The sequence below is a fragment of the Priestia megaterium genome (genome assembly GCF_009497655.1).
GTDB classification, from domain to species: Bacteria; Bacillota; Bacilli; order Bacillales; family Bacillaceae_H; genus Priestia; species Priestia zanthoxyli.
The window spans coordinates 2,041,069-2,066,904 of record NZ_CP023317.1 but is presented as its reverse complement, the minus strand read 5'-3'; the positions used below and the strand labels follow the sequence as shown (position 1 = coordinate 2,066,904).

Below are 25,836 nucleotides of genomic sequence, written 5' to 3'. Positions count from 1 at the left end.
CTCGGTTCCCCCTACTCTACCTTTGTGATTGACACTTGTTCACGAAGCGTCTTTACATCTTCTGCTGTACATAATTCAAGTGAGAATGCTGTGGCACTTCCTGAAGCAACTCCTGTTTGAAAGGCTTCTAATAAATCCCCTTGCTTTACATAAGAAGCAATAAATCCAGCTACAAGTGAATCGCCAGCTCCAACAGAATTTTTCACTGTTCCTTTAGGGACTGTGGCACTGTAGACACCGCTTTCGTTAATAAGAAGTGCTCCATCGCCTGCCATGGATACAACGACGTTTTGCGCTCCTTGTTCCACAAGCTTTTTACCGTATACTAGCGCATCTTCTGCACTGTTTACTTCTACATCAAACAATTCTGCAAGTTCATGATGATTTGGTTTGATAAAAAACGGCTTGTGAGACACGACGTCTAGCAAGGTTTTTCCACTTGCATCTACTACTACTTTTACTCCGTTCGCTGCTGCTAGTTCCGTTAACGTTTCATACACAGAACTTGGAAGCGTTTTCGGTATACTTCCTGCTAATACGAAGATATCGCCTTCAGTCATTTGCTTTACTTGAGTCAATAAAGACTGAAGCGCTTCGTCTGTAATAGCAGGCCCTTGACCGTTAATTTCTGTTTCTTTTTCCGTTTTTAACTTTACGTTAATGCGGGTATCTCCATCAACTCTTGTAAAAGCTGTTTCAATATTCTCCGCTTTTAAGTAGTCTTCGATATAGGTTCCTGTAAAGCCGGCTACAAAACCGAGAGCTTTATTATCAACATCTAATCGCTTTAAAACGCGAGAGACGTTAATGCCTTTCCCTCCTGGAAACTTGGCTTCATTCGTTGTGCGGTTAAGTCCGCCTTCTTCGAATGCTGAAACATGTACTACGTAATCAACGGATGGGTTCAACGTACATGTATAAATCATGATTTCACAACCTTTATGTCTGTTTTGTTTGCATACTGTATAAGTACATCACTAGGTACGTCATTTGTTATAATTTTTGCTTCATGTAAATCGGCTATTTTCGCAAAGCTTGTTTCAAAAAACTTAGTAGAATCTGATAAAATATAAGATTCTCTAGAAAGCTTCATTGCCGTTTGCTTGATCAATGCTTCTTCTGGATCAGGAGTTGTATATCCATATTGATGATGAATCCCATTCGCTCCCATAAAGCACTTATCAAAACGATACTGCTCAAGACTTAAAAGAGCTCCATTGCCAATTAAAGCGCCCGTTTTATGTTTAACAGATCCTCCAATTAAATAGAGGGTGATACCTTGTTCTAGCATCGGGTTTAAATGCATTAAACCATTTGTCACGACAACTACATCTTTTTGCTTCAAAAAAGGAATCATTTCATACGTTGTAGTTCCTGCATCTAAAAAAATACAGTCACCTTCATTTATAATGGAAGCCGCATACTCTGCAATGTTTCGTTTATCTTGAATATTTTTAGCAGATTTTTCGATAACGCTCAGTTCGATTCGTTTACTGCGAATAAGCGAAGCGCCACCGTGAACACGTTTGAGCATTTGCTCTTCTTCTAGTTGACTTAAGTCTCTTCTAATTGTGGATTCCGAAGCGCCTGTAACTTCGATAAACTCTTGCACTTTTACAAGTTCTTTCTCTTTTAAAAGTTTTAAGATTAGTTGATGTCTCTCCGGCGTTAACATGTTCTAGCTCCTTTTTCAAAAAAGCGTTTTCATTTATTTCATGTACTTACTTTATCACGGTTTACATTCAAAATCAATCATAAAAAATCAAAAACATTCATTTTTTTAATTACAAAATAAAGTTTTTTGAACGAACAATTAGATTTGCATTTGTTTTGATAATAGTTTATACAAAAGGAAATAAGCTGGTAATTCAAGAATTTGTCTACTTTTCTCATTATATGTAAAGGTTTTCTTGCAACTAATTAGCTATGACTGTTTTTGACTATTTCTTGACCGATTTAATTTCTCTTGACTGAATTATGTTTAGCTTGTCCTGTTTTAATGAGAGCCTATACATCAAAAAAGTTGTCCACCTTTTTGGACAACTCAAAGTGACCCATCATTTAAATAAAAACAGAAGCATATATAATATAGAAGCAAGGGCAGAAGAAATAGCCAAACTTGAGATAAAACGAACGAGTCTTTTCTTAATGAACTGCGTTAATTCAATTTCTCTTACTTGAGTTTTTTCATTTTGCATACAATATCCCTTCTTTAATCAAAATTTCCTAGTAGCTAAAAGTGACTACTCGCAGAATATGCTTTTATGTATTGTATGCAAGCGTTAAAAAAAAGATACAAATTCAACAAAAAAGCTACTCTTAGCTAGAGTAGCTTTCATCTTTCCATACATCTGCTTCAATTACTGCATCCGCTCGAATCGAATATGTATAACAAGGCCCTGTCACCATCAGCGTATTCGACTGCAGAGAAACTTTATCGATTGTCACTCGTTCATATCTTTGAATATGTCCTGCTTCATAGACGTGAAGGGTTACTGGATGATGCTCCGAGTAACTGTTCATAATGACCTTTTCAATATGCTCAATCTTTTCTTTTTTCAACCCTAAAGACTGCTTATGCGCCTCGGGACTGTACATTTTCTTCATTTTCTCTAAATGCTCAGGCATTACTAACTTCGCATACTGTTTTAATTCATCTTGATACACGTTCATTCTCCCCCTTGACTCTTGCTTCTATTTTACCGAACGAACATTCTCATTGCAAAACTTTTTAATCAAAATAAAAGCAAACAATTTATTTTTTCATACTCCATAAAAACTGTCAAAAGATTTTATGTTGATAGCAGAAATTGATTTTTTAAAAAATAATAATATCCCATCTTTAATTCAGCCTCTAGAGTTGGTATAATACATTGTCATGACTGTGTTTTCGGAGTTTTTGATGATTGGAGGTAACGTTCATGATCAATAAAATAAAAGAAATTATCCTCATTATTCTAGGAAGCCTCATTTTCGCACTGGCCATTAATTATTTTGCTATTCCAAATGAATTAGCAGAAGGCGGCGTAACCGGTGTAACAATGATTACCTATTATGTACTAGGCTGGTCTCCTGGTATCACAAACTTTATATTAAACGGTTTGCTGGTACTGATCGGATACAAATTGCTTCACAAACGTGTGATTGCTTACACAATTATATGTATTATTTTCACATCTCTATTCCTACATATAACTGAAGGACTGGGAAATCCTCTTGACGATACGCTACTTGGGGCTATTTTTGCTGGTATTTTAGCCGGTGTAGGACTCGGGCTTGTGTTTAGAGGTGGCGGAACTTCCGGAGGCTCGGCAGTTATCGCCCGCTTAGCTAATCAATATCTAGACTGGAATATTAGCAAAACGATGCTAGCAATTGATTTATTAGTTGTAGCAAGCGCCTATTTTGTCATCGGTGGAGAAAAGACGATGTACACGGTTATTTCTCTTTATATCGGAACAAAGGTGCTTGATTATATTATTGAAGGACTTAACCCCCGCAAAGCAATCACTATTATTTCACACCGTTCAGCTGAAGTAGCCGAACAAGTTAACAAAAAGATGCAGCGAGGCGTCACTGTCTTTTCTGCTCATGGAAGCTATACAAAAGAAGCAAAAGACGTATTGTACGTAGTTGTGAACAAACAAGAACTATTAGAGTTAAAGCGCATTATTCATAAAGTCGATGAACAGGCTTTTGTGGTTGTCCACGATGTGCGAGACGTCTTTGGAGTAGGTTTTACTATTCCAAAAGCCAGCTAAAAACCCGCTGTAAAAAAGCGGGTTTTTTCTATTATATATGTTTGCGCTGAAAATACAGTAAACCTGCTACTCCAAAAAGCAGAAAGCTGCTTATAACAACCACTAAGAAATTCTGTGTAGTCAGCATCAACCCCCATGATGCTTTTCCGGTTACACCTAACATTCCATACATTGGCTGAGTCCATGGGTACCAGGGGCCAAATCGTTCAGAATTAGCAACGAATAAATTCGGTAGTGTTAAAATGACGTTGACTGTCAAAGATGCTCCAAAGCTAGAACATGCCATTGACACAGCTAGCATAAACGCAAGAATGGGCAACACCGCAACCCATCCGCCTAGCATATTTCCAGCTATCATCTTTAATGGCACAGCGCTCGGATAGTCTTTTAACATGCTAACTCCTAATAAAACAACAAATACAAGCACTTGAAGAATTCCCATGAAAGCTGCTGCTGTAATCAATTTTGCTCCGTATACCGATGTCCTTGTCACAGGAAGAGATAATAATTGCTTCCATCCTCCCGCTTCGTGTTCATACCGACAGATGAAGGATGTTACTAACCCGCCAATTAACGGATAAAACACCAATCCGTGAACATTGGCAATCAAGGCATCTGCCATTGCCCATTTCGTTCTCCCGCTTGGCATTGCCTGATCACCTACAAAAAGGATAATAGCGATTAGAATAGGACTCACAAAAAGGTACGTCCAGGCTTTTGTTTTAAACAATTTAAACGATTCTATCCTACATAATTGCAAAAACATTTAGGCCACATCCTTTTTGATAAAGTGCAAGGCGCCTGCAGCATATAGGAAAATACCGATAATTACACCTGCTATTATGTACATATTCCGATAGTCAGAAAACGCTAGCATTGGCCATTGCCAGAAAAACCAGCTCGGCAATTCTCTCATACCACTCATCGTCACACTCATCACAATACCTAGTGCAAGAGAGCGGCCTTGATTTTTAAAAAGCATAGATAACCATATTTGAATAGCTACAAATGGAATGGCAGAAAAAAACGGATAAAAGGTATACACGAAAAGATTTTTCCAAGAAGACGGAAAACCAAATCCTAACCACCAGCCTAACCCAATTATACCGATTAATAGAACAGCAGAAGCGATAAGTAGCATAAACATAACTACTAAAAATTTTGCTGTATAAACACTCAGTCTGCTCACAGGTAAGCTCAGCAGCTGCTTCCATGAGCTTCTATGATATTCAATATGCGCTACATTTGAAGCAAGAATCGTTCCTCCCAGTAAAAAAGCTATTGGAAGCGTGATGTTTAGTTCATGCAAAAGACCTTCCCACACATTCGGATTTTGCTGAATTAAATATTCATATCGAACGCTATAATCAACTAGAGTTAAGCCAATTACACCCGCTGGACCTAAAAATAGTAAAAACCAGAGCCATTTTCTTTTTAACTTTATACACTCAGCCTGCAGTATTTTTGTGAACATATCTATTCTCCTCGCTTGTCAGCTTTAAAAAGATATCTTCTAATGATTTCGATTTTTCTTCAACTCGGTAGATTGAGACATTTTCTTGCACAAGCTGATAAACAAGATGTGCCACTTGCTCATGATCAATATAATCTAAAAGAAGACTATGTTTATCGATAGTAGGTACAAACCCGTTTGCTAATAGTATTGTTTTAGCCTTTTCTATCTCTCCTGTTGTAAATGCCACTTGATGCTTAGCTTTTTTGCGAAGCGATTCAATCGAGCCATTAAATAGCATCTTTCCTTTTGTAATAATACCTACTTGAGTCGCTAAATGGTCGATTTCATAGAGTAAATGACTTGAAATCAATACGGTAACTCCGTTTTCCCCTGGCATTTCTTTAATTAATGAACGAATTTCTTGAATTCCTGCAGGATCCAGTCCGTTGGTTGGTTCGTCTAAGATTAATAAACGAGGATTTCCGAGGAGTGCAGAAGCAATACCAAGCCGCTGTTTCATTCCAAGAGAAAAGCCTTTGACTGGGCGATTTGCTTCTTTTGTTAATTTTACAATATTTAGTACTTCATCCACTCTGTTTTTAGATACACCTAGTATTTTACGAAGTACCTCTAAATTTTCTCTTGCAGTTAAATGCGCATAATAGGAAGGGCTCTCTACAAGTGAACCTATCTTTTTTAAGGCGTGAATATGCTGCCTGTGATTTTTTATTCTTTCTCCAAACAGCTCAATTTCCCCGCTCGTTGGCTTCATTAGCCCGAGCAACATTCGGATTGTTGTCGTCTTCCCTGCTCCATTAGGCCCTAGAAACCCGTAGATTTCTCCTTCTTTAATGGATAAATTCACTTCATTTACAGCTTCTGCTCCTTTAAATACTTTTATCAGCTGAGTCGTTTTAACAATTTCCACTTTTATCACCTCTCCTTTACTATAAACAGCCAAAGTTAAGAGGACGGAAAAGAAAGGTTAAAATTCGTTTAAAAAAGCGAGTGAATTAACCACTCGCTTTGTACACAATTTGAATATCCGTTCCATGTTTTGTAGAATGAATTGACCACGTTAACTCCATTTCTTTAATCATCGCATCCACAATCGCTAGACCTACACCGTTTTGCTTCGTATGGCTATTCTTTTTAAAGCCTGACCCTTTATCAGAAATGGTGAGAGAAGATAAATCATGCTCTTGAACAAGACGAAAGCTAATAAAGTTACCTTCTTTGGCATGACGGATGACATTTTGACATAAATTATCTATTATTCTTTCTAACCACTGAACATCTCCGCGCCAATATATGGACTGAGAAGGCAGTTGAATATCCACTTCCATATTCTCTTCTTCAAATAATGGATACCATTGCGCAATGCTTTTTCTAAGAAATCGAGCCATATCAACTTCCTCTTCCCGATATGGATATTTTCCATTTAACAGCAGCGTATAGGAAAATAAATTATCTATTAAATCACTAACAAATTCTACTTTTGTATCAATTACCTCAAGAGATTGTTGAATGTTCAAGGCCATTTCTTCGTTTTTTAGCTGATAAATATGCGTTCGAACAGTCGTGAGCGGTGTTCGTAAGTCATGCGATAGACTCATAATTAAGTCTTGCCGCAGCTGTTCTTCTTGCTTCTCTCGATACCGGCTTTCATGAAGCTGTTTAACCATTTGATTAAAGGATTGTTCTAGCTGACCAATTTCATCCGTGGACTCAGATACAACAGGTAAAGGAATTCCTCGCTCGCCTTTGTTGTTCATAGCAGCTTGTAACACTCGCAGCCTTTTTCGAATTCGAAGAAAAAAGAACAGAGAAAGTACAATAAAAGAAAGCACGATAATAAAAACAAATCCTAAATAAATATTATAGTAGGCTGGGTCTAGCCTTTGAATAGGAGGCTCAACGGCTTTTTCTGGCACTTCAATGACCATAAAACCTTGCTTTTTATCTGTTCCAATAAAGGTAATAACCGTATACGGATTGTTTCCGTATCGTTTTTTTATAAATTCAGCCGTATAAGACGATGACCATTGCTTCGGAAGGGCTGCATGATAAGGAAGCGGAAGCTGTGTTTGTCCATCTTCGTTTACCCAGAACATTGAAGCTTCAGGGTATTTTTCTTTTAATAATTTTAGCTTTTGATTAATTGTTTTCTCATTTGCTCCTTCTAGCTTTCGGGCTTCTTCATTCCACATTTGTTCGTAGTAGCTTTTTCCTTTATACTCTTCATTTAATAATCCTTGAATATGCATAAAAGGGACGGTGATCAGCCATGAGCCTGCAAAGAATGATACCGGTATAATTAGTACAGCTGAAAGCATAATTAAGATATACTTCGTGATAAGAGACTGTGTAACGTTCATTGCTTCACCCTGTACCCAATCCCTCGTATTGTTTCAATAATTTCAGGCTTAGCTGCATTTTTCTCCAATTTTTCTCGTAAATAGCGAATATGTACCATTAATGTTTTATCTCCTTCTATATAACGCTCTTTCCATACTCCTTCATAAATTTGTTCTTTTGTTAAAATTTGATTTAAATGCTGAAGGAAATAAGTAAAAATATGAAATTGCTTACCTGTTAAACTAATTTCTTCACTTGTCTCTCTGTTCATCACGCGATAGTCTATCATCGAAATATGCAAATGTTTTACAATAAGCTCTTCTTTCTTTCTTGAAAATCTTCTTAACAATACTTCGAGCCTTGCAAGCAGCTCTTCTGGATGAAACGGCTTTGTGACATAGTCATCGGCAAACTCTAGCCCCATGATCTTATCTTCTAGGGCTGTACGAGCTGAAAGCATTAAAATCGGGACATCAGGTGCTAGTTTTTTAAGCTTTTTTCCCACTGTAAATCCATCTAACCCAGGCAGCATTACATCTAGAATGACAATATCCGTTTGTTTAATAAACTGACTGGCGATATCTCCTGATTGTAACCAAGTAACTTCATAGTTTTGCTTTTTAAGCTCATTTTGAATCATTAATCCAATTTCTTCATTGTCTTCAATGTATAAAACGTGATTCATGCGCACACCCCCTTTACTTCTTTTTCCATTTTACCGAATTCTTGTTAACGATAAAAGCCTAAAAAACTAAAAGGCGATGCCTTTTAGCTTTTTTCTTTACACATCCATTTAATTAACAAACCGCAATGCGTTAATCCTCCTCCAAACCCATAGAGAATAAGAAGGTCATTATCCCGTACTTTTCCTGTCATTATTCCTTCGTTCAAGGCAAGTGGAATAGAAGCTGAAGATGTATTTCCGCAGTATTGTACACTCGTTAACGTTTTATCCATTGAAACACCTGTTTTAGCACAAATAGCTTCAATCATCCGAAGGTTTGCACTGTGCGGAATAAACCAATTTACATCAGAAAGAGAAATGGAAGTACCCTTTAACAATGCTTCTACTCCTTTTGGAATCGTTCGGACAGCAAAGCGGTATACTTCACGCCCATTTTGAACTAAATTTCCGCTCGCGTTAATTTCTTTTCCTGAAAGAGTATCAGATAAATTAGAACGATATAAATTCACCCCTCCGCTTCCGTCCGTTCCGTAGTGACATCCTAAGAAACTTGGATTATGCTCATCGTATTCTACAAGCATAGCTCCCGCTCCGTCACCGAACAGCACGCAGGTGGCCCGGTCCGTATAATCTGTAATTTTCGACATGACTTCAGCACCAATAACTAAAATCTTTTTATGCAATCCGGACGTCACTAAGCCGTTCGCCACGTGAAGTCCATATGTAAAACCGGCGCATGCGGCACTTAAATCAAATGCAGCAGCTTGATCAATATGAAAGTAATCTTGAACCTGACATGCTACGCTAGGAAAAAAGTGATCCGGTGTTGTTGTCGAAACAATAATTGCATCTACATCTTCTATTTCTACAGCATATCGGTTGAGCAAATTTTCAACTGCTCGAATGGCAAGCGTAGACGTGTATTCGCCTTCACCAGCAATTCGCCGTTCTTTCATTCCCGTGCGCTGTACAATCCATTCGTCACTTGTATCAACCATTTCTTTTAAATGGTCGTTCGTTAATTTTTGCTTTGGTGTATATATCCCCATTCCTGTGATTCTAGCTTTTGATTGCATCATTTCTCCACCTCAAATCAGTTTATACTTAATTATAACACCTACTTTTAATATCTGGTACTAATTTATTAATAGATAAAAAGCGCAAAGGTATACCCTTCACGCTTTTTATCAAATAGAATAATCTTCTGGAATAAATACTTTTAGCTGCTTAGGCTTTACATACACCTGCTCTCCTACTTGAAGGCTGAGTGTTTTATAATGCTCTTTGCTTAATTCAGCTTCTAAAAATTCTTCTGCATCTTCTCTTTTTAATTCAATTTGCACGATAGGTCCTATCACATGAATATGGCTAACGGTTGCAGAAACGGCATCTGCGCTTGTTTTTACTTTTTCAAGGTGAATATCATGAGGTCGCACATATCCAACAGCTGCTTCTTCATTTCTTCCGCTAAATTCTGGAACATCCATTTCAAAGCTTCCTTGTTTTAGCCTGCCTTTATGAATGCGACCCTTAAATAAATTGACGTTTCCTAAAAAATCGTACACAAATGGACTGTTAGGATGATCATATACTTCCTCAGGACTTCCAATCTGCTCAATTTTCCCGTTGTTCATTACAACAATACGATCAGCTACATCTAAAGCTTCTTCTTGATCATGCGTAACGAATATACTCGTAATATGAAAGTCATTATGCAATTTACGCAGCCATCTGCGTAAATCTTTACGAACTTTCGCATCCAAAGCGCCAAAAGGTTCATCTAATAGCAGTACTTTCGGTTCCACTGCTAACGCTCGAGCAAGCGCTACTCGCTGGCGCTGCCCTCCCGATAATTGAGAAGGATAGCGATTTGCAAGCGGCTCTAGTTTCACAAGCTGCAGCAGCTCGGTTACTTTCTTGTTAATGTCCATTTTAGAAGGTCTTGTTTTTTTAGGTCGTACTTTTAAACCATACGCAACGTTATCAAACACAGTCATATGCCTGAACAAAGCATAGTGTTGAAAAACAAACCCTACATTCCGCTCTTTTGGATTTACGTGCGTAATTTCCTTTCCATCAAATAAAATAGCTCCTTGGTCAAGATGTTCAAGACCGGCAATGATGCGAAGCAAAGATGTTTTTCCAGAACCGGACGGACCGAGTAAAGCTACTAATTCACCCGTTTGAATATCAATGTTAATAGAATCCAGCGCTTTAAAATCACCAAAGTTCTTTGATACGTGCTTAATATGGATACTCATCTCATAAGCTCCTTCCTTTTTAAATATGTTTGGCTTTCCACTCAATAATGTTTTTTATAATTAATGTAAATATAGCTAAAACTGACATTAAAGATGCTACCGCAAACGCTGCTGCAAATTGATATTCATTGTAGAGAATTTCAATATGAAGAGGCATCGTATTTGTCATTCCTCGAATGTGCCCCGACACAACGGAAACAGCTCCAAACTCTCCAATCGCCCTCGCATTACATAAAATGATTCCATATAATAAGCCCCATTTAATATTAGGTAATGTCACTAGAAAAAAAGTTTTGAAACCGCTGGCTCCTAACGTTAACGATGCCTCTTCTTCGGCTGACCCTTGAGCTTGCATGAGTGGAATCAATTCTTTGGCAACAAACGGAAGCGTTACAAAAAGGGTAGCTAATATAATACCGGGAATAGCAAAGACAATTTTGATGTCGTGATTAAACAGCCATTCTCCGAACAACCCTTGTGCACCAAATAATAAAATAAAAATCAATCCAGCAATAACAGGCGAAACGGCAAATGGTAAATCAATAAGCGTAATTAAAATATTCTTTCCTTTAAAATCAAACTTCGTAATTAACCATGCAGCTACCACGCCAAAAACGGCATTTAACGGAACGGTAATCAGCACGACGATTAACGTTAGTTTAATAGCAGCCAGGGCATCTGGATTTGTAATCGCAGCGAGATATGTTTCCCACCCTTTTTGAAAGGCTGTTATAAAAATCGTGATAAGCGGAAGCACTAAGAATAGAGCTAAAAAAGCCAGTGCAATAAATGTAAGCAGCCATCCGACGACTTTGGGCTCTTTTAAACTAGAATGAGTGATTTCAACAGTCGTTTTTGCGTGCTGCATTGGAACATGTCCTGCCAATGTCATCCCTCCTTAACTATGTATAAATTTACGATTTGTCCACCATTGAATAATATTAATAAGTAATAACAGAAAAAATGATACAACGAGCATGACTGATGCAATAGCAGTAGCTCCCGCATAATCGTACTGCTCGAGTTTTGTCATAATAATAAGCGGCGTAATTTCAGTTTTCATCGGCATATTTCCAGCAATAAAAACAACGGACCCGTATTCTCCAAGCGCTCTTGCGAACGAAAGAGAAAAACCTGTTAAAATAGCGGGCACCAGCTCTGGAAAAATAACTTTTCTGAACGTTTGCATTCGGCTGGCTCCTAAACTAGCAGATGCTTCTTCAATCTCTGCATTAAAGTTTTGCAATACTGGCTGCACCATTCGGACAACAAACGGCAGACCAATAAACGTAAGAGCGATAATAATTCCGATAGGCGTAAATGCGATTTTAAACGTAAATAATTGACCAATCCATCCTTTCGGAACGTAAAGAGTGGTCAAGGCAATGCCGGCAACAGCCGTTGGCAAGGCAAACGGCAAATCCACAAGTCCGTCAATAAACCTCTTTCCAGGAAAATGATACCTCACTAATACCCACGCAATAATGGTTCCAAAAATAACATTAATGATGCCGGCTGCAAATGCTGCTCCAAAACTTAATTTATACGACGCTACTACTCTAGGTTCTGTAACAGTTTTAATAAAGTCGCTCCATCCCATAGATGCCGTATTTAAAAAAATCATAGCTAACGGAAAAAGCACAAGGATACTTGCATAAAACATCGTAAAACCTAAAGAAAGCCCAAATCCAGGTAAGATGCTTTTCTTTTTTTTCTGTCGTTGTAACACGCTCACGTCTTACACCTCTCTCTGCTTTCAAGATACATGTACACAGAAGATACGAATCACCATTCGTATCTTCCTCGTTCTACTTTTTTAATGAATCATATTACTTTGGCTGATAAATCTGATCGAATGTTCCCCCATCATTAAAATGCGTTTCTTGAGCTTTTTTCCAGCCGCCAAAATCTTTAATAGTGACTAGGTTAAGCGAAGGGAATTGATCTTTGTGTTTCTCTAATACTTTTTTATTTCGAGGACGATAGTAGTTTTCCGCTGCGATTTCCTGACCTTTTTCTGTATATAGGTATTTTAAGTATGCTTTTGCTACCTTTGTCGTGCCTTTCTTTTTAGCTACTTTATCTACTACAGCAACAGGTGGCTCTGCTAAAATACTTAATGACGGTGTTACAATTTCAAATTTATCTTTTCCTAGCTCATTTAACGATAAGTAAGCTTCGTTTTCCCATGCAATTAACACGTCTCCAATGCCTCGCTCTACAAAGGTAGTGGTAGCTCCGCGTGCGCCTGAGTCTAACACTTCGACATTTCCATAAAGCTTACTCATGAAGTCTTCAATCTTTTTGTTATCGCCGTTATATTTATCCTTCGCATATGCCCATGCAGCTAAATAATTCCAGCGCGCGCCTCCAGAAGTTTTTGGATTTGGCGTAATAACAGATGTACCTTTTTTCGTTAAATCATCCCAATCTTTAATTCCTTTTGGATTTCCTTTACGAACTAAAAAAACAATCGTTGATGTGTATGGTGTAGAATTATGAGCCAATTCTTTCTCCCAGTCTTTGTTTAATAATTGACGAGTTTGAGCGATTTCATCAATATCGTAAGCAAGCGCCAGCGTTACTACATCCGCTTCTAAACCGTCAATAACTGCTCGGCCTTGCTTACCAGAGCCACCGTGTGATTGCTGAATAGTGACGTCTTGCCCTGTTTTATCTTTCCAATAAGACGCAAAGCTCTTATTGAACTCCTGATAAAGCTCACGTGTAGGATCATATGAAACGTTTAAAAGTTCTACTGGTTTTTTTGAATCGTTTTTACTCGCAGAACTATCTTTCCCTGCTGTTTCAGTAGATTTTCCATTGCCGCAACCTGCTAGCACCACGAGCAGTGCTGTCAGCACCATTAAAAACTGAACTGCTTTTTTCTTCATGTTTTACTCCCCTTTTTATAAAAAAATACAAAAAGGCCGCTATCTCTTAAAAAAGAGAAGCAGCCTTCAGTTAGTCTGATCAGCGTATATGCTCTTAAATTATTCTTATTAAATTTATTCGTAAGAATAAAAAGAAGATACTTTCTGAAAAGACAATTTATTCTTGTTTTTATAATAAACACACTTTACCCATTAGTCAACTAGGTTTTGAATCTTTTTTACACTTATTTTAGTTCTTTTTACGTATTTTCCTTACTTACTGCGTGCCTGATACTCTTTTTCTAAGTCAGAGAGTGTGAGTTCAAAAAGATGATGATTTTCTTTTTTATAAATCCCTTTTTTCAGTAACTCTTCAATGAGGTATTGTTTTCTTTGGCGCACCGCTGCTCGTAATAAATTTTCCATCTTTTCTCCTCCTATTATATTAATTTAAGAATAAAAAAAAGACTCCTAACACAGGTCAGAAGCCTTCGGTAATCCGATCAGCACAGGAATGAAACTGTCAGATCTTCATAATTTTAAAACGTATAAAGCTGCTGCTTTAGCAGCTTTACACTTTTCATCGTCATACTCATACAACCTATAACTCAATTTTAATTCGAAAAATTCTAAATCTTCAACCGAAAAGAAAGTCAATTCTTCTTCGAATGCGCACGTTTTCTATATTTAATACAGTACTTGCTTGCCCCGCCGTCAAGCGTTCGCTATCTAGACAGGCCCTTCAGTTTCTCTAAATACGTATTGAAATAGGCTTATTTGTGGCTTGCTACTTTGCTTTTAGCTAAAAAGCGGTTTTTTTCCGTGCTGTCCACTTGAGTAATTTGTCCGTCGTGAAGAGTAATTAGTACAGACCCATAGTTGATTTCAGTTAGTAATTTAACAATATAATCTAATTTTTCTTGTGTAATTGAAGCCATTTTATCATTCTCCTATCCATAGATAAATTTATATTTTAGTTGCAGTTGAATAAACAAAGCGAACAACATCTATAAGTACTTGTATAATGTGCAGAAGATAAATACATCGTAATCCTCCCCATATGTTCAGTTGAAGATTGAGATTTTAATGACCACAACCAATGTACAGAAAAGGCCCACACCAGTAGCGAACAAGTATGAGCCTTCGGTTGACCGATCAGCTTCTTTAGCATCCCAATTTTTTCAAAAGATTTATACTATCTATATTATTTACACTTTACCTATATGTCAAGTAGGGATTAAAAAAATAAATAGATATTATTAATTTTTTTTATATCTTTGACCTAATAAAAAAGACTCATCTGCATGAACTTACACAGACGAGTATTTTTTATTCCTATTTTTTTGGATAGGCAAAGTTACCGTAAAGATGCTTCCTTGTTCTTTTTTGCTTTCAACACGTATTGCGCCCTCATGCAGTCGCACAATTTTTTTTGTAATAGCTAGACCGAGGCCGCTTCCTTTTAACGTTCTGGATTTATCTACTTTATAAAAGCTTTCAAAAATATATTTTTGATCTTCTTCGATAATACCAATTCCATTATCCTTTATTTTCACGTCTATTTCTTCGTTTTTTTGATGAATGGATATTTTCACAAATCCATTTTCAGGCGTATATTTAACAGCATTTGTTACTAAATTTAGCCAAACTTGCTCTAACAAATCTTTATCTGCTTCTATTTGAACATTGGATAAATCAAGGTCAATTTCTATATTCTTTTTTATCCACTGAGGTTCTAAAGCCATGACCACATGCCTGATTTGTTCATCTAACCGGTATTGCTGCAGCATTAGCGTTTGATGTTCAGAGTCAAGAGAAGCAAGCTTTAACAAATTGGAACTAAGCTGAGATAGTCTTGTACTTTCTTTTTCGATAATCGTTAAATATTGTATCTTTTTATCTTCACTGACGATATCATCTTTAAGTGCCGCTGAAAAACCGCGAATAGAGGTCAGCGGTGATTGAATTTCATGGGAAACGCTAGCAATAAACTCTTGCCTCATCGTTTCTATTTTGTTTAATTCTTTAGTCATTTGATTAAAGTTTTTAGTTAACAGACCAATTTCATCATTCGCTGCGTGCTCGACTTGCACATTGTATTCGCCTTGTCCGACAACTTTCATCGCTGTACTGAGACGCTTAATCGGTTTAATAATAATCGTTGAAACATATGCAAACAATACAATACCTACTAATAAAATCGTAATAAGCTGGATATTTTGAACATCTTGAATAACTGAAAATTGCCGCTGTGGATGAGACTGAATAAATAGAGCATACGACCGTCCATTTTCTTTAAAAGGGAGACCCACTACGTTTGGCTGTGGACGATCACCTTTTTCCTCGTTTAAATTAGAATAACGCTTCCCACCTAATACTTGATCTACTTCTTTCGGTGTAATTGGAATAGGCGGCCCCGGCTGTCCTAATACTTTCTCTTTATGCTGATCATCAATAATAATAAACGAAAAATGAATGAATGATGAATTAGATAAAAACCTTGCAGCTTTATCGGAGTCTTCTGCTCCGTACAAATCGATAAAATCTTCTCCCATCTTCACCATATCCTGACCTAATCGCATTTCGAGCTTCTGCTTGCTAAGAAATGTCGTGACAACAACGGTAATCACAACGCTCAATAAAATTGTAATGATGAACGATAGAACCAGCTTTACATAAATTGATTTCACGTTAACACCCTTCTGCTCTATAGCCTAGTCCGCGAATTGTTTTGATTTCCATACCGACGTTTTTCATATGATTAAGCCTCTCTCGCAGACGTTTTATGTGAACGTCTACCGTGCGCTCATCACCTTCATAATCATATCCCCAAATTAATTGAATAAGCTGATCACGAGTAAAAATCTTTCCTGGAGAACTAACTAATGTGAACAGTAATTCAAACTCTTTTAACGGCAGCTGTTCGCTTGTTTCTCCTGCACTCATCTCTAATTTGGTACGGTCCAATTTTATATTCCCCATATAAATTACATTGTTAGCTTCTACTCGGTACCTGCGTAAAAGGGCCTTTACACGAGCAACCATTTCCTGAGGATCAAAAGGCTTCACGACATAGTCGTCTGTTCCGATATCAAATCCTTTTAGTTTATCATGCGATTCGCCTCTAGCTGTTACCATCAAAACCGGTATATCAAAATACTCCTTAATTTCCTTTGTTAGTTCCCATCCGTCTTTAAATGGCATCATGATATCAACGACCGCTAGATCAATTCGAAACTCTTCCATTTTCGCCCACGCTTCTTCACCATCTGCTGCTTTTATAATTTTAAATCCTTGATTTTCTAAATATAATGATATCAGCTCTCGAATGTGTTGATCATCATCTGCAACTAATATTTGAATCATACATGTCTCTCCCTATTCCTAAGTTTGTCCAGCTTTTACGCACAGTAAGCTCTCTGTTTATACCAAACAGAGAGCCACATAAGATCATACAATGATTTTATACTTCAAATATGAACTGAATATGAACAAACTGATTAACTCTTATTAGCTGAAGTTGTTTGCTCGTTCTTTTTCTACAATTCCTTCCAAATACGATAAAAACGTTTGACGTAAATCTTTACGCTTTAACCCCACTTCTACCATTGCTTTCATATAGCCTACCTTATCTCCAATGTCAAAGCGCTGCCCTTCAAGTTCAAGAGCAAACAATCGCTCTTTTTCACATACGACGCGCAGTGCATCTGTTAATTGTAATTCATTTCCTACCCCTCTTTCAATCGTTTTTAGATAAGAAAAAATAGAAGGGTTTAAAATGTAGCGGCCCATAACGGCAATCGTTGACGGAGCTTGTTCTATTGATGGTTTTTCAATCAAGTCATTCACTTCATGAATGCTGCCAGATTTATTTCTCGGCTGAATAATGCCGTATTTTGATACTTCTTCCACATCCACTTTTTGAACTCCAATAACTGATTGATTAGTCGTTTCATACGCTTGAATCATCTGTTTGAGCGCAGGTTCTTCAGAAGTCATAATATCGTCTCCAAGAAGAACGGCAAACGGCTCATCTCCAATAAATTGCTCAGCACAAAGAATAGCATGACCAAGTCCTAACGGCTCTTTTTGACGAATATAGTGAATACTGGCCATTGATGAAATCGTTTGTACTTCTTTTAACATTTCGAACTTGTGCTTTTCTTCAAGCATTTGCTCTAGTTCAATTGATTTATCAAAATGGTCTTCAATTGATTTTTTATTTCGACCTGTAATAAAAATAATACTTTCAATACCTGATTTCACAGCTTCTTCTACAATGTATTGTACAGCAGGCTTATCGACAATTGGCAGCATTTCTTTGGGCTGCGCTTTTGTCGCTGGCAAAAATCGAGTTCCTAAACCGCCTACTGGAATAACTGCTTTTTTTATCGTCATATATGAATCCCTCTTTCTTTTTTAGTAGTAAATACAAATAATTTGGTGCCAATAAAATTGATACCGACACTTACGATTGTAATTAAAAGTTTACTGATTAGCAGTGGTATACCCCATTTATTATATAGAACAGTCAACAGAAAAGATGTTAGGGATAAAGTGATTAAATTCACGATCACGAATGAAATCACTTCACGCTTACTGCTTTTTTCTTTTTTCTCAAACGTCCATTTACGATTCATGACATAACTGTTTAAAATGCCCGCACTGTATGAAATCCACTGCGCTAGTATGTAGTTCACACCGATTGTTGTTAAAAGTGCGTATACTGCAAAATCAATCAGTGTATTTACCACTCCTACTAACGCAAATTTAATCAAGGGTATCCATTTGTTAGTCACGAAGTGATACTTCCTTGCGTGTTTCAAGCTGATACTTTTCACGGACGATATAGAGTGGACGATTTTTTGTTTCATCGTAGATGCGGCCAATATATTCTCCGATCATACCAAGAATGATTAAAATGATGCCGCTAAAGAATAGCTGAATGACAATTAATGACGACCACCCTGTGATGGTGCTGTCTGTAAATAACTTCAAATACAGCACCACTAAAAGATAAATAAAACCAACACCTGATAGCGTTACACCAGCATAGCTAGCTAGCTTCAGCGGTTTATAGGAGAAAGACGTAATGCCATCCATTGAAAGCTTCAGCATCTTTTTCAAAGGATATTTTGACTCCCCGGCCAAACGCTCGTCTCGCTCATATTCTACTGCTATTTGCTTAAAGCCAACCCAGCTTACTAATCCGCGAACAAAGCGATTTTTTTCTTGAATGCTATTCATTTGATTGCACACTTTACGATCTAGCAAACGAAAATCCCCTGTATCGAGCGGAATATCAATATCGGTCATCGCACGTAAGAAACGATAAAACATAGCCGCTGTTTGCTTTTTAAAATATGTTTCTCCTTTTCGCTTTGTACGCTTAGCGTATACAACGTCAAATCCTTGCTTCCATTTTTCAATCATCTCTAAAATTAATTCGGGCGGGTCTTGCAAATCAGCATCAATCACAACGACCGCCTCTCCTCGTGCATAATCCATACCAGCTGTAATAGCAATTTGATGACCAAAGTTACGGGCAAAATCTAATAAAACAACCGCTGGGTCTTGCTCACTGTACTCTTTAATAATTTCTGCCGTTCGGTCTCTACTGCCGTCGTTCACGAAAAGAAGCTCGTAAGCTTCTTTCGTTGAACGCATCACTTCTGTTAGACGGCGATAGGTTTCATGAATCACTTCTTCTTCGTTGTAGACAGGAACAACAATAGAATATTTAATAATTGAACTCATGTTCATGTCCTCCTTATTTAAGCGTTATTTCGTATAATGTTCCGTTTCCAGATGGTCCTTGCTGAGAACTTGATGAAGTAGACTGCCATTTGGAAGAAGGGATCTCCTTACTATTTTCTTTAATCCACGTGATAACGTCAGATTGGCCTCCCTTACCCATTCCAGACAGGTAGAAATATTTCACTTCACCTTTTTTAATCATAGATTTTAATTTACTCACCGTTAGAATTGGATCTGAACCGCTAAATCCTCCCATTGCCATGACTGGCTTGCCCGTTTTGATAATGTAAGGCGCAGCTGAAGTTGAATCCGTTGTGGCAAATAAATATTTTTCGCCTGTATTATTTTTTGTTAAATAGTTTAGTAGCTTTGTGTTTACTTCTGCGTTCATCCCTCCACTTTTTCGTTTTGAAGATGATAATTTGCTTGAAGAGCTACTTGGCATTTGCATTTGACCGCCGTTCGATGAACCGCTTGGCGGCTGCATTTGATTGTTTGAAGATGAATTGCTGTCAGAGCTTCCTGGAGGCTGCATGCCGTTAAAGCCAGACTGTTTGCTATTTGTAGCTGTGCTTGGAGGTCCTCCCATACCGCTTGAAGAATCAGGACCTGCTGCTGGAAGCATGCTATTTCCACCATAAATAATTGGTGTCATCGCCCAGTACGCCGGCATTGCAAGCAAGACAACCATTGCTGCTACTCCTAAATAATTCGTTACAGAATTTTTACGCTCTTTACGAATAGCTAAAACAAGAGCTAGAATGACGCCCAGTGCCCCTACACCTGCAATTGGCGCTACGCCGATTGAGCTGACATAAGGAGACATGATATATACTTGAAGCGCTGCTGTTGTTAAAATACCACTCGGCAGCAGCCATGATTTCCAGCCATTATGCTGTTTGTACATACTCCATAAAGCTACTGCTCCCGCTCCTGCAAATGCTGCGATTGGAGGTGCCAGCATAATTAAATAATACTGATGGAAAAATCCTGCGATACTAAAGAAAACAGCTACCGGCAGCAGCCAAGCTAACCAAAATAAACTTTCTTTTTGTTTTGCCGTGTAAGGTCCTTTAAATTTCACTCCAGCAAATAGACCCACGATTGAAAAGATTACAAATGGCAATAACCAGCTGATTTGATCTGATAACCCTTTTTGGAACAGTCGGAATGGACCAGGGTTCCCCGTGTTGAACATTCCGTTTTGATTTCCTCCATCTGGAGCCTGCATCTTTTGAGAAGAGCTGCTCTTGCTTTGATTTGAGCTTTGTGAAGACTCAGCATTTGAATTACTCGTTTGTTTTGTTTCACTGCTTGCTGTTTGCTGCTGAGCTTGAGCAGGCTGTTTATGACTGCTTCCCGTCACGCTTGTATTTCCAGTTAAACGATTGATACCGTTATATCCAAAAGCAAGCTCTAGAACTGAATTTGTTTGACTGCTTCCCATATAAGGACGCTTATCAGCCGAAGTTGAATCTACTACAACTGCCCATGAGACAGAAACAGCAAGCATCAGTGCAGTTGCTGTTGTTAAAAAAGCAATTTTCTTTTTCCACGTAATTTTGGTTGCCACTACATAGAAAACATAGAATGCTGGTAAAACCATGTATGCTTGAAGCATTTTCATGTTAAATGCAACACCAATCATCGCAAAAGCCGCTAACACCCAGCCAAATTTAGCTGTACGCACAGCACGAAACAACATCCACGTTGCTACTAATAATGTAAACACAAGCATACTATCAATATTATTTGTTCGGCTTACCGCGGGCACAATCGGCGTCAGAGCCATCGCAAGAGCAGCAAACCTCCCAGCCCATACGCCAAACGTACGTTTCACGAGTACGTATAGTAAAAGAACTGAACCGATGCCTGCTAATGCTTGCGGTAAAATGACGCTCCACCCGTGAAATCCAAATATTTTGGCGCTAATTGTCTGAATCCAAAACACAACCGGCGGCTTATCAATGGTTACATAGCCTCCTGGATCAAAAGATGCGTAAAAGAAATTATGAAAACTTTGAAGCATACTTTTGACAGCTGCCGTGTAATAAGCGTTGGCGTATTCATCTGTCCAAATTTTAAATAAGTTCAAAAACGCTGCAATTAAAACAATTGGAACTAAAAATAAGTCTATTCTTTTTTTGTTTGAAGTCCGTTCTTCTTTCACTTCACTGTTCATGTGTTTCATTTCACTCCTTCGTAATTTCTGACTTTAGTCTAACAAGCTTATGTGAACTGATTATGAACAGTGAAAATAATGTTTTTATTTTTTAAAAAGCTATTTGACCTCTTACGCTCAGCAATGAAATATTTTACAATTAAAGAATCAAGTACATGAAATGAAAAGGGTCTTTCTTGGATGCTGCAGCTTCTATGAAACATTCTTATCAACACTTCATCCACTTCTTGCTGAGAAAGGAGACAACTTTATGATTCAAGTAAAAGATATATACGGAAATTTACCCACACTAGAAACAGAAAGACTCCGCTTGCGGAAAGTTACCAAAAAAGATGTGCGTGACATGTTTGAATATGCCTCAAATGAAAAGGTAAGCAGATATGTAAATTGGGAAAAGCACCGAAAGCTTCAAGATACAAAAGAGTTTGTTTCCTTCGTTTTAAAGCAGTACAGCAACCAATCCATTTCTCCTTGGGCTATGGAAATCAAAGCCCTGAAAAAATGTATTGGCACCATTGACTTTGTCACTTGGAACCCTACTCATCGCATTGCGGAAATTGGCTATGCGATTTCTGAAGCATATTGGAATAAGGGATTTGTTACGGAAGCAGCTGAAAAAGTAATTGCGTTTGGATTTGAAGAAATGGATTTAGTGCGCATTCAGGCGAGGTGCTTTGTTGAAAATGCCGCTTCTGAGAAAGTGATGAAAAAAATCGGTATGTCTTATGAAGGAACAATTCGAAAAGCCATGTTTATTAAAGGAGCTCATCAAGACTTAAAGTTATATTCAATCTTGCGAGAAGAATACACGCGTAACGCGTAGAAAATGTATAGAATACTTTCCATAACACAGGCTAACTTGAACACTAACTCTTCCTTTTGAGGTGAACAATGTTGGAGCAAGCAATTCAGCATTTAGACTTATCTGCACACGGTTTGTGGTTTCCGATTACCGTTAGTTTATGCTTATTTATTCTTGCCCTTGTTTTATTTAAACGGCTGGTTTTTTATCTATTCAATAGCGGTATACTTCCTCGTTTATGCTTTTGTGCTGCCATGGCATATCGCATTTATTAAGTAAAAAAGCGGATGTTGATTAACATCCGCTTTTTTACTATGCACTTACTTTCTACATGCTGAAATCCATATTTATGGCCGGTCATTTTATGCGCCGCGATGACACATGCGTGCGGCTATGCTCTTCAGGACGTGTAAACCCAATTTTTAAAAGCGCCGCTTCTAAATTTGCTTCTGTTTTAATTTGATTAAAATCAATTCCTAGTTTCACTACCGTTTGGGCAATTTCCGGTCGTATCCCCGTTATAATAGCTTCCACTCCCACCAATTTAAGCGATCGATGAATTTTAAAAAGATTGTCTGCTACCATTGTATCAATAATCACGACACCTGAAATATCTAAAATAAGATAAGATAATTGAAGGCTTGTCCCTTTTTTCAAGCAGGTTTCCATAATAACTTGTGAGCGGTGGGTATCAATTTCTCCAATAATCGGCATAATAGCAATCCCTTTTGTGACAGGTACGAGTGGAACTGAAAGTTCTTCTAGTGACGTATAAGCTAAATTCATCATATATCGATTATGCTCGTCATAAATTTGACCAAAAACACATGTTACCGTATCTAAAAGTGGATCAATTCGTTCACTGACATGCAGCATGGTAATTGCCGCAAACTGATGCTCCTCTAGTTCTCTTGTAAATACATCCCAAATAACGCTGCGATAGATTGGAAGGATACCTAGTGCTTTTTCTAAAGGAATATTTTTTTCCACTGCATATTTACCCGTATCAAGTGCCCATTCTTTAACAAGTTTAAGTACAGCCTCCTGTTCTTCAAATAGAGATCTCCCAAAGTATTCCATAATTGACACTCGCCACTTCAGAATTTTCTTTTCTTTCAATTCCTCTAGACTTAGTGTATGTGTAGCATCTAAACGTTCGGCTAATTTTTCTGACAAGCTATATTTATGTTCAAGAATCTTTTTTCCTATATACACGAGCTCCTCTTTCATAAAATACGTTCAGCTCCTCTTTTCTGCTATTTTTACTGCGTATACAACCTTGACTAAGCCTACTTATCCATCCGAAAATTGACTAGCCTTCCTAAAAATAACAAAAAAGCGGTTATTTTATGAATTTTCTTTCTTTTTATTATAGTACCAGAGTAAGAGCCGCACAACTTAAAATTTGCTTCGGAAAAAATTTATGCTTTTATATAAAAAGCGAGATGGGGGCATAACGAAATCAACAGTTAGAAGCCAGTACATACATTAAATCTACGTTTACGATGAGCATAAAAAAACACGAACTATCCATCACCTTTCAATAGATCGTTCGTGTTCAACTTTAACTAACATACTTTTGTCTCAGCCTCGTTTTTTATATTCACTTTCTTTTATCTCGCCTTACACTTGGAATAGCCAGACAACAATTGGCCCAAAAACGGATCCTAATACAGCGCTTAACGTCATTGATACTGAACTCATCGATACCGTTAGCTCACCGTATTCAAATGCTTTAGAAGTTCCTAGCGCATGAGAAGCACTGCCTAATGCAATTCCTTTTCCTAAAGAACTCTTGATCCGAATCCATTTTAAAAGTAGCGGTCCAAGGATTACTCCAGAAAAACCTGCGATCATAACAAATACCACGGTCATCGATGGAACGCCCCCTAGCCCTGTGGCGATCTGAATCGCTACAGGAGTAGTAATAGACTTAGGAATAATGGATAAAATCAGGCTTCGATCAACGCCAAATACTTCAGCAAACACAAGTCCGCTGATCATGCCTGCGAATAACCCTACAAATACCCCTCCAATAATAGGAACGCTGTATTTTACTAGCATCTCACGCTGTTTATAGAGTGGATACGCTAATGCAACAACCGCTGGTCCTAGAAGTGAATTAATCCATTTGCCTCCAATCATATACTCATCATAGGAAACATGAAAAGCAAGCAAAAGAAGAATAACGAATATGGTTGTAGTTAAAACAGGAATAAGAATCGGATAGGAGAACCGCACGTATACTTTTGCCATGACTAGATACAAAGCAACTGTAGCTACGATTATAAAGACCGCGATAAAGAATTCTTGCACTGTTGTTTCTCCTTTCGTTTGTTCGCTTTCTTTTCCAAAAGTTGGCTGGCAGTCCCTGCAGCGGCCATCGTAACAATCGTACTAAGCACAATAATTAAAAATAAAACCGCTCCGCTGCTTGAAAGAAGCGAAGGATAATTCATCACACCTGCCATAGCTGGTATGAATAATAGCGGTAAAAAAGATAACAAGAAACTTGCTCCGTCTTCAATTATTTTGATGGGAACAACTTTGCACGTTAAGCAAATGAGCATTAAAATTAAGCCTATAATACTGCCTGGAATAGGTAGATGAAGCATATGGTGAACAGCTTCGCCAATCATAGAAAAAGCATAAAGAATCGCAATTTGTAAAATGATTCGTATCACTTTCATTATAGGTCACTGTCCTATAAATAAAGAACAGCTGCCCTCCTCTCTTTATTTTGTCATGTTGTCTAACATTTAACTATATAAACACCTTTACTTTACCTACTTTTACTTGTACTATACAACTATATATACATTTGTATTATACAAGTATATATTTCTTTGTCAATGAATGATTTTGTAAGGGGCGATTATAATGCAAGAAAAGAATTCAATTGAATTGATTGAATATGAACTTACTACCTTTATTAGACGAGCGGTCTATCTTGATAATTCCGAAAATAAAATAGGAAACCTAGAAAGATCAGCTTATTTATTGCTGCGGCAATTAGATGAATTTGGACCAGCTCGTGTAAAAGAACTGGCAGAAGCATTTAAACTCGACATTTCAACTCTTTCTAGACAGGCTGCTGCTTTAGAAAATAAAAAGCTTATTTCTCGCTCCTCTGATCCTTCGGATGGACGAGTCAGCCTATTTGACATCACAACACACGGGAAACAAATGCTGCAAACTGATAAGCAAATGCGCCTTGAACGCTATCATAGTATGTTAAAAAAATGGTCAAGTGAAGAAAAGGAGCTATTTGGCAAACTATTAATGCGGATGAATGACGCATTTATCGATTAAATAGAAATTCATGAAAATTAGGCTACTGCTGCAAGGTGTTTGTCCCTTTCTCTTTTCTCTTTTTTGCATTTAATGTAAAGAGACTATTGAAAAGGATGTATGATTATGTCTGTTCCGAATAAACGGAAAGCCACGCCCTGCCTCTTCCCCGGCTATAAATGGTGTGGCCCCGGATGCAGTGGTCCGGGATGTCCTGTAAATGATGTAGACTGCTGCTGTAAATACCATGATTTATGCTATGAAGATTACGGATCATGCCGCTCATGTGATGAGCAATTTCTTGAGTGTCTTTGCTCCAAAGCAAATCCTTACAGTTTAAAAGGAAGACAGGCATACGCTATGTATACCTATATGCGGCTGAAGTTAGCTTTAAAACAATATGACTAAGC

29 protein-coding genes are annotated in these 25,836 nt (G+C 37.7%); 4 read left to right on the top strand and 25 right to left on the bottom strand.

Annotated elements, in window-relative coordinates:
* Window positions 1-11: 11 nt before the first annotated feature.
* The 4 genes from pfkB to CEQ83_RS10355 form a co-directional block, all read right to left on the bottom strand.
* On the bottom strand, window positions 12-926 hold the full coding sequence (pfkB, locus tag CEQ83_RS10365; protein ID WP_028413531.1) for a 1-phosphofructokinase: 915 nt from the start codon (window positions 924-926) through the stop codon (window positions 12-14).
* Entirely contained in the window at window positions 923-1,675 is a 753-nt protein-coding gene (locus tag CEQ83_RS10360; protein WP_028413532.1) for a DeoR/GlpR family DNA-binding transcription regulator, read from the bottom strand. The genes pfkB and CEQ83_RS10360 overlap by 4 nt, the downstream gene beginning before the upstream one ends.
* Window positions 1,676-2,057: 382 nt before the next feature.
* The gene (locus CEQ83_RS27045) at window positions 2,058-2,198 is read right to left on the bottom strand and encodes a hypothetical protein (protein ID WP_013056833.1); all 141 of its coding nucleotides are present in this window, start codon (window positions 2,196-2,198) and stop codon (window positions 2,058-2,060) included.
* A 121-nt stretch (window positions 2,199-2,319) separates the two neighbouring features.
* Window positions 2,320-2,673: a YolD-like family protein gene (locus CEQ83_RS10355; RefSeq protein WP_028413533.1), complete on the bottom strand. Its 354-nt coding sequence runs from the start codon at window positions 2,671-2,673 to the stop codon at window positions 2,320-2,322.
* A 248-nt stretch (window positions 2,674-2,921) separates the two neighbouring features.
* On the opposite strand from CEQ83_RS10355, the gene CEQ83_RS10350 reads away from it, so the two are divergent.
* Window positions 2,922-3,761, top strand: coding sequence for a YitT family protein (locus tag CEQ83_RS10350; protein ID WP_028413534.1), 840 nt, complete (start codon window positions 2,922-2,924; stop codon window positions 3,759-3,761).
* A 31-nt stretch (window positions 3,762-3,792) separates the two neighbouring features.
* Here the strand turns inward: CEQ83_RS10350 and CEQ83_RS10345 are convergent, their stop codons facing one another.
* From CEQ83_RS10345 to CEQ83_RS10260, 18 genes are all read right to left on the bottom strand, one after another.
* Window positions 3,793-4,527, bottom strand: a complete 735-nt coding sequence (locus CEQ83_RS10345; RefSeq protein WP_028413535.1) for an ABC transporter permease — start codon at window positions 4,525-4,527, stop codon at window positions 3,793-3,795.
* Window positions 4,528-5,235, bottom strand: coding sequence for an ABC transporter permease (locus CEQ83_RS10340; RefSeq protein WP_028413536.1), 708 nt, complete (start codon window positions 5,233-5,235; stop codon window positions 4,528-4,530).
* A complete protein-coding gene (locus tag CEQ83_RS10335) occupies window positions 5,210-6,145 on the bottom strand; it encodes an ABC transporter ATP-binding protein (RefSeq protein WP_028413537.1) in 936 nt (311 codons plus the stop codon). The genes CEQ83_RS10340 and CEQ83_RS10335 overlap by 26 nt, the downstream gene beginning before the upstream one ends.
* 85 nt (window positions 6,146-6,230) lie before the next feature.
* Window positions 6,231-7,595, bottom strand: coding sequence for a HAMP domain-containing sensor histidine kinase (locus tag CEQ83_RS10330; protein WP_155017225.1), 1,365 nt, complete (start codon window positions 7,593-7,595; stop codon window positions 6,231-6,233).
* Window positions 7,592-8,260 carry a response regulator transcription factor gene (locus CEQ83_RS10325; RefSeq protein WP_028413539.1) on the bottom strand — a complete coding sequence of 223 codons (669 nt, stop codon included), beginning with the start codon at window positions 8,258-8,260 and terminating at the stop codon, window positions 7,592-7,594. The genes CEQ83_RS10330 and CEQ83_RS10325 overlap by 4 nt, the downstream gene beginning before the upstream one ends.
* Before the next feature lie 83 nt (window positions 8,261-8,343).
* On the bottom strand, window positions 8,344-9,339 hold the full coding sequence (locus CEQ83_RS10320; protein WP_034327787.1) for a ketoacyl-ACP synthase III: 996 nt from the start codon (window positions 9,337-9,339) through the stop codon (window positions 8,344-8,346).
* Between the two features lie 108 nt (window positions 9,340-9,447).
* Entirely contained in the window at window positions 9,448-10,521 is a 1,074-nt protein-coding gene (locus CEQ83_RS10315) for a sulfate/molybdate ABC transporter ATP-binding protein (protein WP_028413541.1), read from the bottom strand.
* Between the two features lie 19 nt (window positions 10,522-10,540).
* On the bottom strand, window positions 10,541-11,407 hold the full coding sequence (cysW, locus tag CEQ83_RS10310) for a sulfate ABC transporter permease subunit CysW (RefSeq protein ID WP_155017224.1): 867 nt from the start codon (window positions 11,405-11,407) through the stop codon (window positions 10,541-10,543).
* 12 nt (window positions 11,408-11,419) lie between these two features.
* Window positions 11,420-12,256 (bottom strand): sulfate ABC transporter permease subunit CysT, encoded by an 837-nt coding sequence (cysT, locus tag CEQ83_RS10305; protein ID WP_098112548.1) that lies wholly within the window; start codon window positions 12,254-12,256, stop codon window positions 11,420-11,422.
* A 94-nt stretch (window positions 12,257-12,350) separates the two neighbouring features.
* Window positions 12,351-13,415 (bottom strand): sulfate ABC transporter substrate-binding protein, encoded by a 1,065-nt coding sequence (locus CEQ83_RS10300; protein ID WP_098112547.1) that lies wholly within the window; start codon window positions 13,413-13,415, stop codon window positions 12,351-12,353.
* A gap of 252 nt (window positions 13,416-13,667) precedes the next feature.
* Window positions 13,668-13,820 (bottom strand): Fur-regulated basic protein FbpA, encoded by a 153-nt coding sequence (locus tag CEQ83_RS10295; protein WP_013056825.1) that lies wholly within the window; start codon window positions 13,818-13,820, stop codon window positions 13,668-13,670.
* Window positions 13,821-14,167: 347 nt separating this feature from the next.
* Entirely contained in the window at window positions 14,168-14,332 is a 165-nt protein-coding gene (locus tag CEQ83_RS10290) for a YezD family protein (RefSeq protein ID WP_013056824.1), read from the bottom strand.
* A gap of 372 nt (window positions 14,333-14,704) precedes the next feature.
* The gene (locus CEQ83_RS10285; RefSeq protein ID WP_155017223.1) at window positions 14,705-16,084 is read right to left on the bottom strand and encodes a sensor histidine kinase; all 1,380 of its coding nucleotides are present in this window, start codon (window positions 16,082-16,084) and stop codon (window positions 14,705-14,707) included.
* Window position 16,085: 1 nt separating this feature from the next.
* Window positions 16,086-16,760: a response regulator transcription factor gene (locus tag CEQ83_RS10280; protein ID WP_013056822.1), complete on the bottom strand. Its 675-nt coding sequence runs from the start codon at window positions 16,758-16,760 to the stop codon at window positions 16,086-16,088.
* Window positions 16,761-16,904: 144 nt separating this feature from the next.
* A complete protein-coding gene (gene galU / locus CEQ83_RS10275) occupies window positions 16,905-17,792 on the bottom strand; it encodes a UTP--glucose-1-phosphate uridylyltransferase GalU (protein WP_028413546.1) in 888 nt (295 codons plus the stop codon).
* Window positions 17,789-18,193: a GtrA family protein gene (locus CEQ83_RS10270; protein ID WP_071275019.1), complete on the bottom strand. Its 405-nt coding sequence runs from the start codon at window positions 18,191-18,193 to the stop codon at window positions 17,789-17,791. The genes galU and CEQ83_RS10270 overlap by 4 nt, the downstream gene beginning before the upstream one ends.
* Complete coding sequence (locus CEQ83_RS10265; protein ID WP_033578836.1) at window positions 18,186-19,151, bottom strand: glycosyltransferase family 2 protein; 966 nt, start codon at window positions 19,149-19,151, stop codon at window positions 18,186-18,188. The genes CEQ83_RS10270 and CEQ83_RS10265 overlap by 8 nt, the downstream gene beginning before the upstream one ends.
* A gap of 13 nt (window positions 19,152-19,164) precedes the next feature.
* Window positions 19,165-21,342 carry a glycosyltransferase family 39 protein gene (locus tag CEQ83_RS10260; protein WP_155017222.1) on the bottom strand — a complete coding sequence of 726 codons (2,178 nt, stop codon included), beginning with the start codon at window positions 21,340-21,342 and terminating at the stop codon, window positions 19,165-19,167.
* Between the two features lie 241 nt (window positions 21,343-21,583).
* Between CEQ83_RS10260 and CEQ83_RS10255 the strand changes: the two genes are divergently transcribed.
* The gene (locus tag CEQ83_RS10255; RefSeq protein WP_014460341.1) at window positions 21,584-22,156 is read left to right on the top strand and encodes a GNAT family N-acetyltransferase; all 573 of its coding nucleotides are present in this window, start codon (window positions 21,584-21,586) and stop codon (window positions 22,154-22,156) included.
* Window positions 22,157-22,492: 336 nt separating this feature from the next.
* Here CEQ83_RS10255 and CEQ83_RS10245 read toward each other — a convergent pair whose 3' ends face one another.
* The 3 genes from CEQ83_RS10245 to CEQ83_RS10235 all read right to left on the bottom strand — a co-directional run bounded on the left by CEQ83_RS10245 (window position 22,493) and on the right by CEQ83_RS10235 (window position 24,825).
* Window positions 22,493-23,365 (bottom strand): STAS domain-containing protein, encoded by an 873-nt coding sequence (locus CEQ83_RS10245; protein ID WP_028413551.1) that lies wholly within the window; start codon window positions 23,363-23,365, stop codon window positions 22,493-22,495.
* A 393-nt stretch (window positions 23,366-23,758) separates the two neighbouring features.
* Window positions 23,759-24,451 (bottom strand): LrgB family protein, encoded by a 693-nt coding sequence (locus tag CEQ83_RS10240; RefSeq protein WP_028413552.1) that lies wholly within the window; start codon window positions 24,449-24,451, stop codon window positions 23,759-23,761.
* A complete protein-coding gene (locus tag CEQ83_RS10235; RefSeq protein ID WP_033578834.1) occupies window positions 24,421-24,825 on the bottom strand; it encodes a CidA/LrgA family holin-like protein in 405 nt (134 codons plus the stop codon). The genes CEQ83_RS10240 and CEQ83_RS10235 overlap by 31 nt, the downstream gene beginning before the upstream one ends.
* A gap of 190 nt (window positions 24,826-25,015) precedes the next feature.
* On the opposite strand from CEQ83_RS10235, the gene CEQ83_RS10230 reads away from it, so the two are divergent.
* Window positions 25,016-25,447, top strand: a complete 432-nt coding sequence (locus CEQ83_RS10230; protein WP_048021189.1) for a MarR family winged helix-turn-helix transcriptional regulator — start codon at window positions 25,016-25,018, stop codon at window positions 25,445-25,447.
* A 99-nt stretch (window positions 25,448-25,546) separates the two neighbouring features.
* Entirely contained in the window at window positions 25,547-25,834 is a 288-nt protein-coding gene (locus CEQ83_RS27415; RefSeq protein WP_306460855.1) for a phospholipase, read from the top strand.
* The last annotated feature ends 2 nt before the right edge of the window (window positions 25,835-25,836 follow it).

Bases quoted from the DNA above. Each gene is read 5' to 3' on its own strand.
- CEQ83_RS27415 (WP_306460855.1), top strand. From the start codon at position 25,547: ATGATTATGTCTGTTCCGAATAAACGGAAAGCCACGCCCTGCCTCTTC.
- CEQ83_RS10340 (WP_028413536.1), bottom strand. From the start codon at position 5,235: ATGTTCACAAAAATACTGCAGGCTGAGTGTATAAAGTTAAAAAGAAAA.
- CEQ83_RS10230 (WP_048021189.1), top strand. From the start codon at position 25,016: ATGCAAGAAAAGAATTCAATTGAATTGATTGAATATGAACTTACTACC.
- CEQ83_RS10315 (WP_028413541.1), bottom strand. From the start codon at position 10,521: ATGAGTATCCATATTAAGCACGTATCAAAGAACTTTGGTGATTTTAAA.
- CEQ83_RS10280 (WP_013056822.1), bottom strand. From the start codon at position 16,760: ATGATTCAAATATTAGTTGCAGATGATGATCAACACATTCGAGAGCTG.
- CEQ83_RS10295 (WP_013056825.1), bottom strand. From the start codon at position 13,820: ATGGAAAATTTATTACGAGCAGCGGTGCGCCAAAGAAAACAATACCTC.
- CEQ83_RS10320 (WP_034327787.1), bottom strand. From the start codon at position 9,339: ATGATGCAATCAAAAGCTAGAATCACAGGAATGGGGATATATACACCA.
- CEQ83_RS10350 (WP_028413534.1), top strand. From the start codon at position 2,922: ATGATCAATAAAATAAAAGAAATTATCCTCATTATTCTAGGAAGCCTC.
- CEQ83_RS10300 (WP_098112547.1), bottom strand. From the start codon at position 13,415: ATGAAGAAAAAAGCAGTTCAGTTTTTAATGGTGCTGACAGCACTGCTC.
- CEQ83_RS10255 (WP_014460341.1), top strand. From the start codon at position 21,584: ATGATTCAAGTAAAAGATATATACGGAAATTTACCCACACTAGAAACA.
- CEQ83_RS10235 (WP_033578834.1), bottom strand. From the start codon at position 24,825: ATGAAAGTGATACGAATCATTTTACAAATTGCGATTCTTTATGCTTTT.
- CEQ83_RS10265 (WP_033578836.1), bottom strand. From the start codon at position 19,151: ATGAGTTCAATTATTAAATATTCTATTGTTGTTCCTGTCTACAACGAA.
- CEQ83_RS10290 (WP_013056824.1), bottom strand. From the start codon at position 14,332: ATGGCTTCAATTACACAAGAAAAATTAGATTATATTGTTAAATTACTA.
- CEQ83_RS10355 (WP_028413533.1), bottom strand. From the start codon at position 2,673: ATGAACGTGTATCAAGATGAATTAAAACAGTATGCGAAGTTAGTAATG.
- CEQ83_RS10345 (WP_028413535.1), bottom strand. From the start codon at position 4,527: ATGTTTTTGCAATTATGTAGGATAGAATCGTTTAAATTGTTTAAAACA.
- CEQ83_RS10260 (WP_155017222.1), bottom strand. From the start codon at position 21,342: ATGAAACACATGAACAGTGAAGTGAAAGAAGAACGGACTTCAAACAAA.
- CEQ83_RS10325 (WP_028413539.1), bottom strand. From the start codon at position 8,260: ATGAATCACGTTTTATACATTGAAGACAATGAAGAAATTGGATTAATG.
- pfkB (WP_028413531.1), bottom strand. From the start codon at position 926: ATGATTTATACATGTACGTTGAACCCATCCGTTGATTACGTAGTACAT.
- CEQ83_RS10245 (WP_028413551.1), bottom strand. From the start codon at position 23,365: ATGAAAGAGGAGCTCGTGTATATAGGAAAAAAGATTCTTGAACATAAA.
- CEQ83_RS27045 (WP_013056833.1), bottom strand. From the start codon at position 2,198: ATGCAAAATGAAAAAACTCAAGTAAGAGAAATTGAATTAACGCAGTTC.
- CEQ83_RS10330 (WP_155017225.1), bottom strand. From the start codon at position 7,595: ATGAACGTTACACAGTCTCTTATCACGAAGTATATCTTAATTATGCTT.
- galU (WP_028413546.1), bottom strand. From the start codon at position 17,792: ATGACGATAAAAAAAGCAGTTATTCCAGTAGGCGGTTTAGGAACTCGA.
- CEQ83_RS10360 (WP_028413532.1), bottom strand. From the start codon at position 1,675: ATGTTAACGCCGGAGAGACATCAACTAATCTTAAAACTTTTAAAAGAG.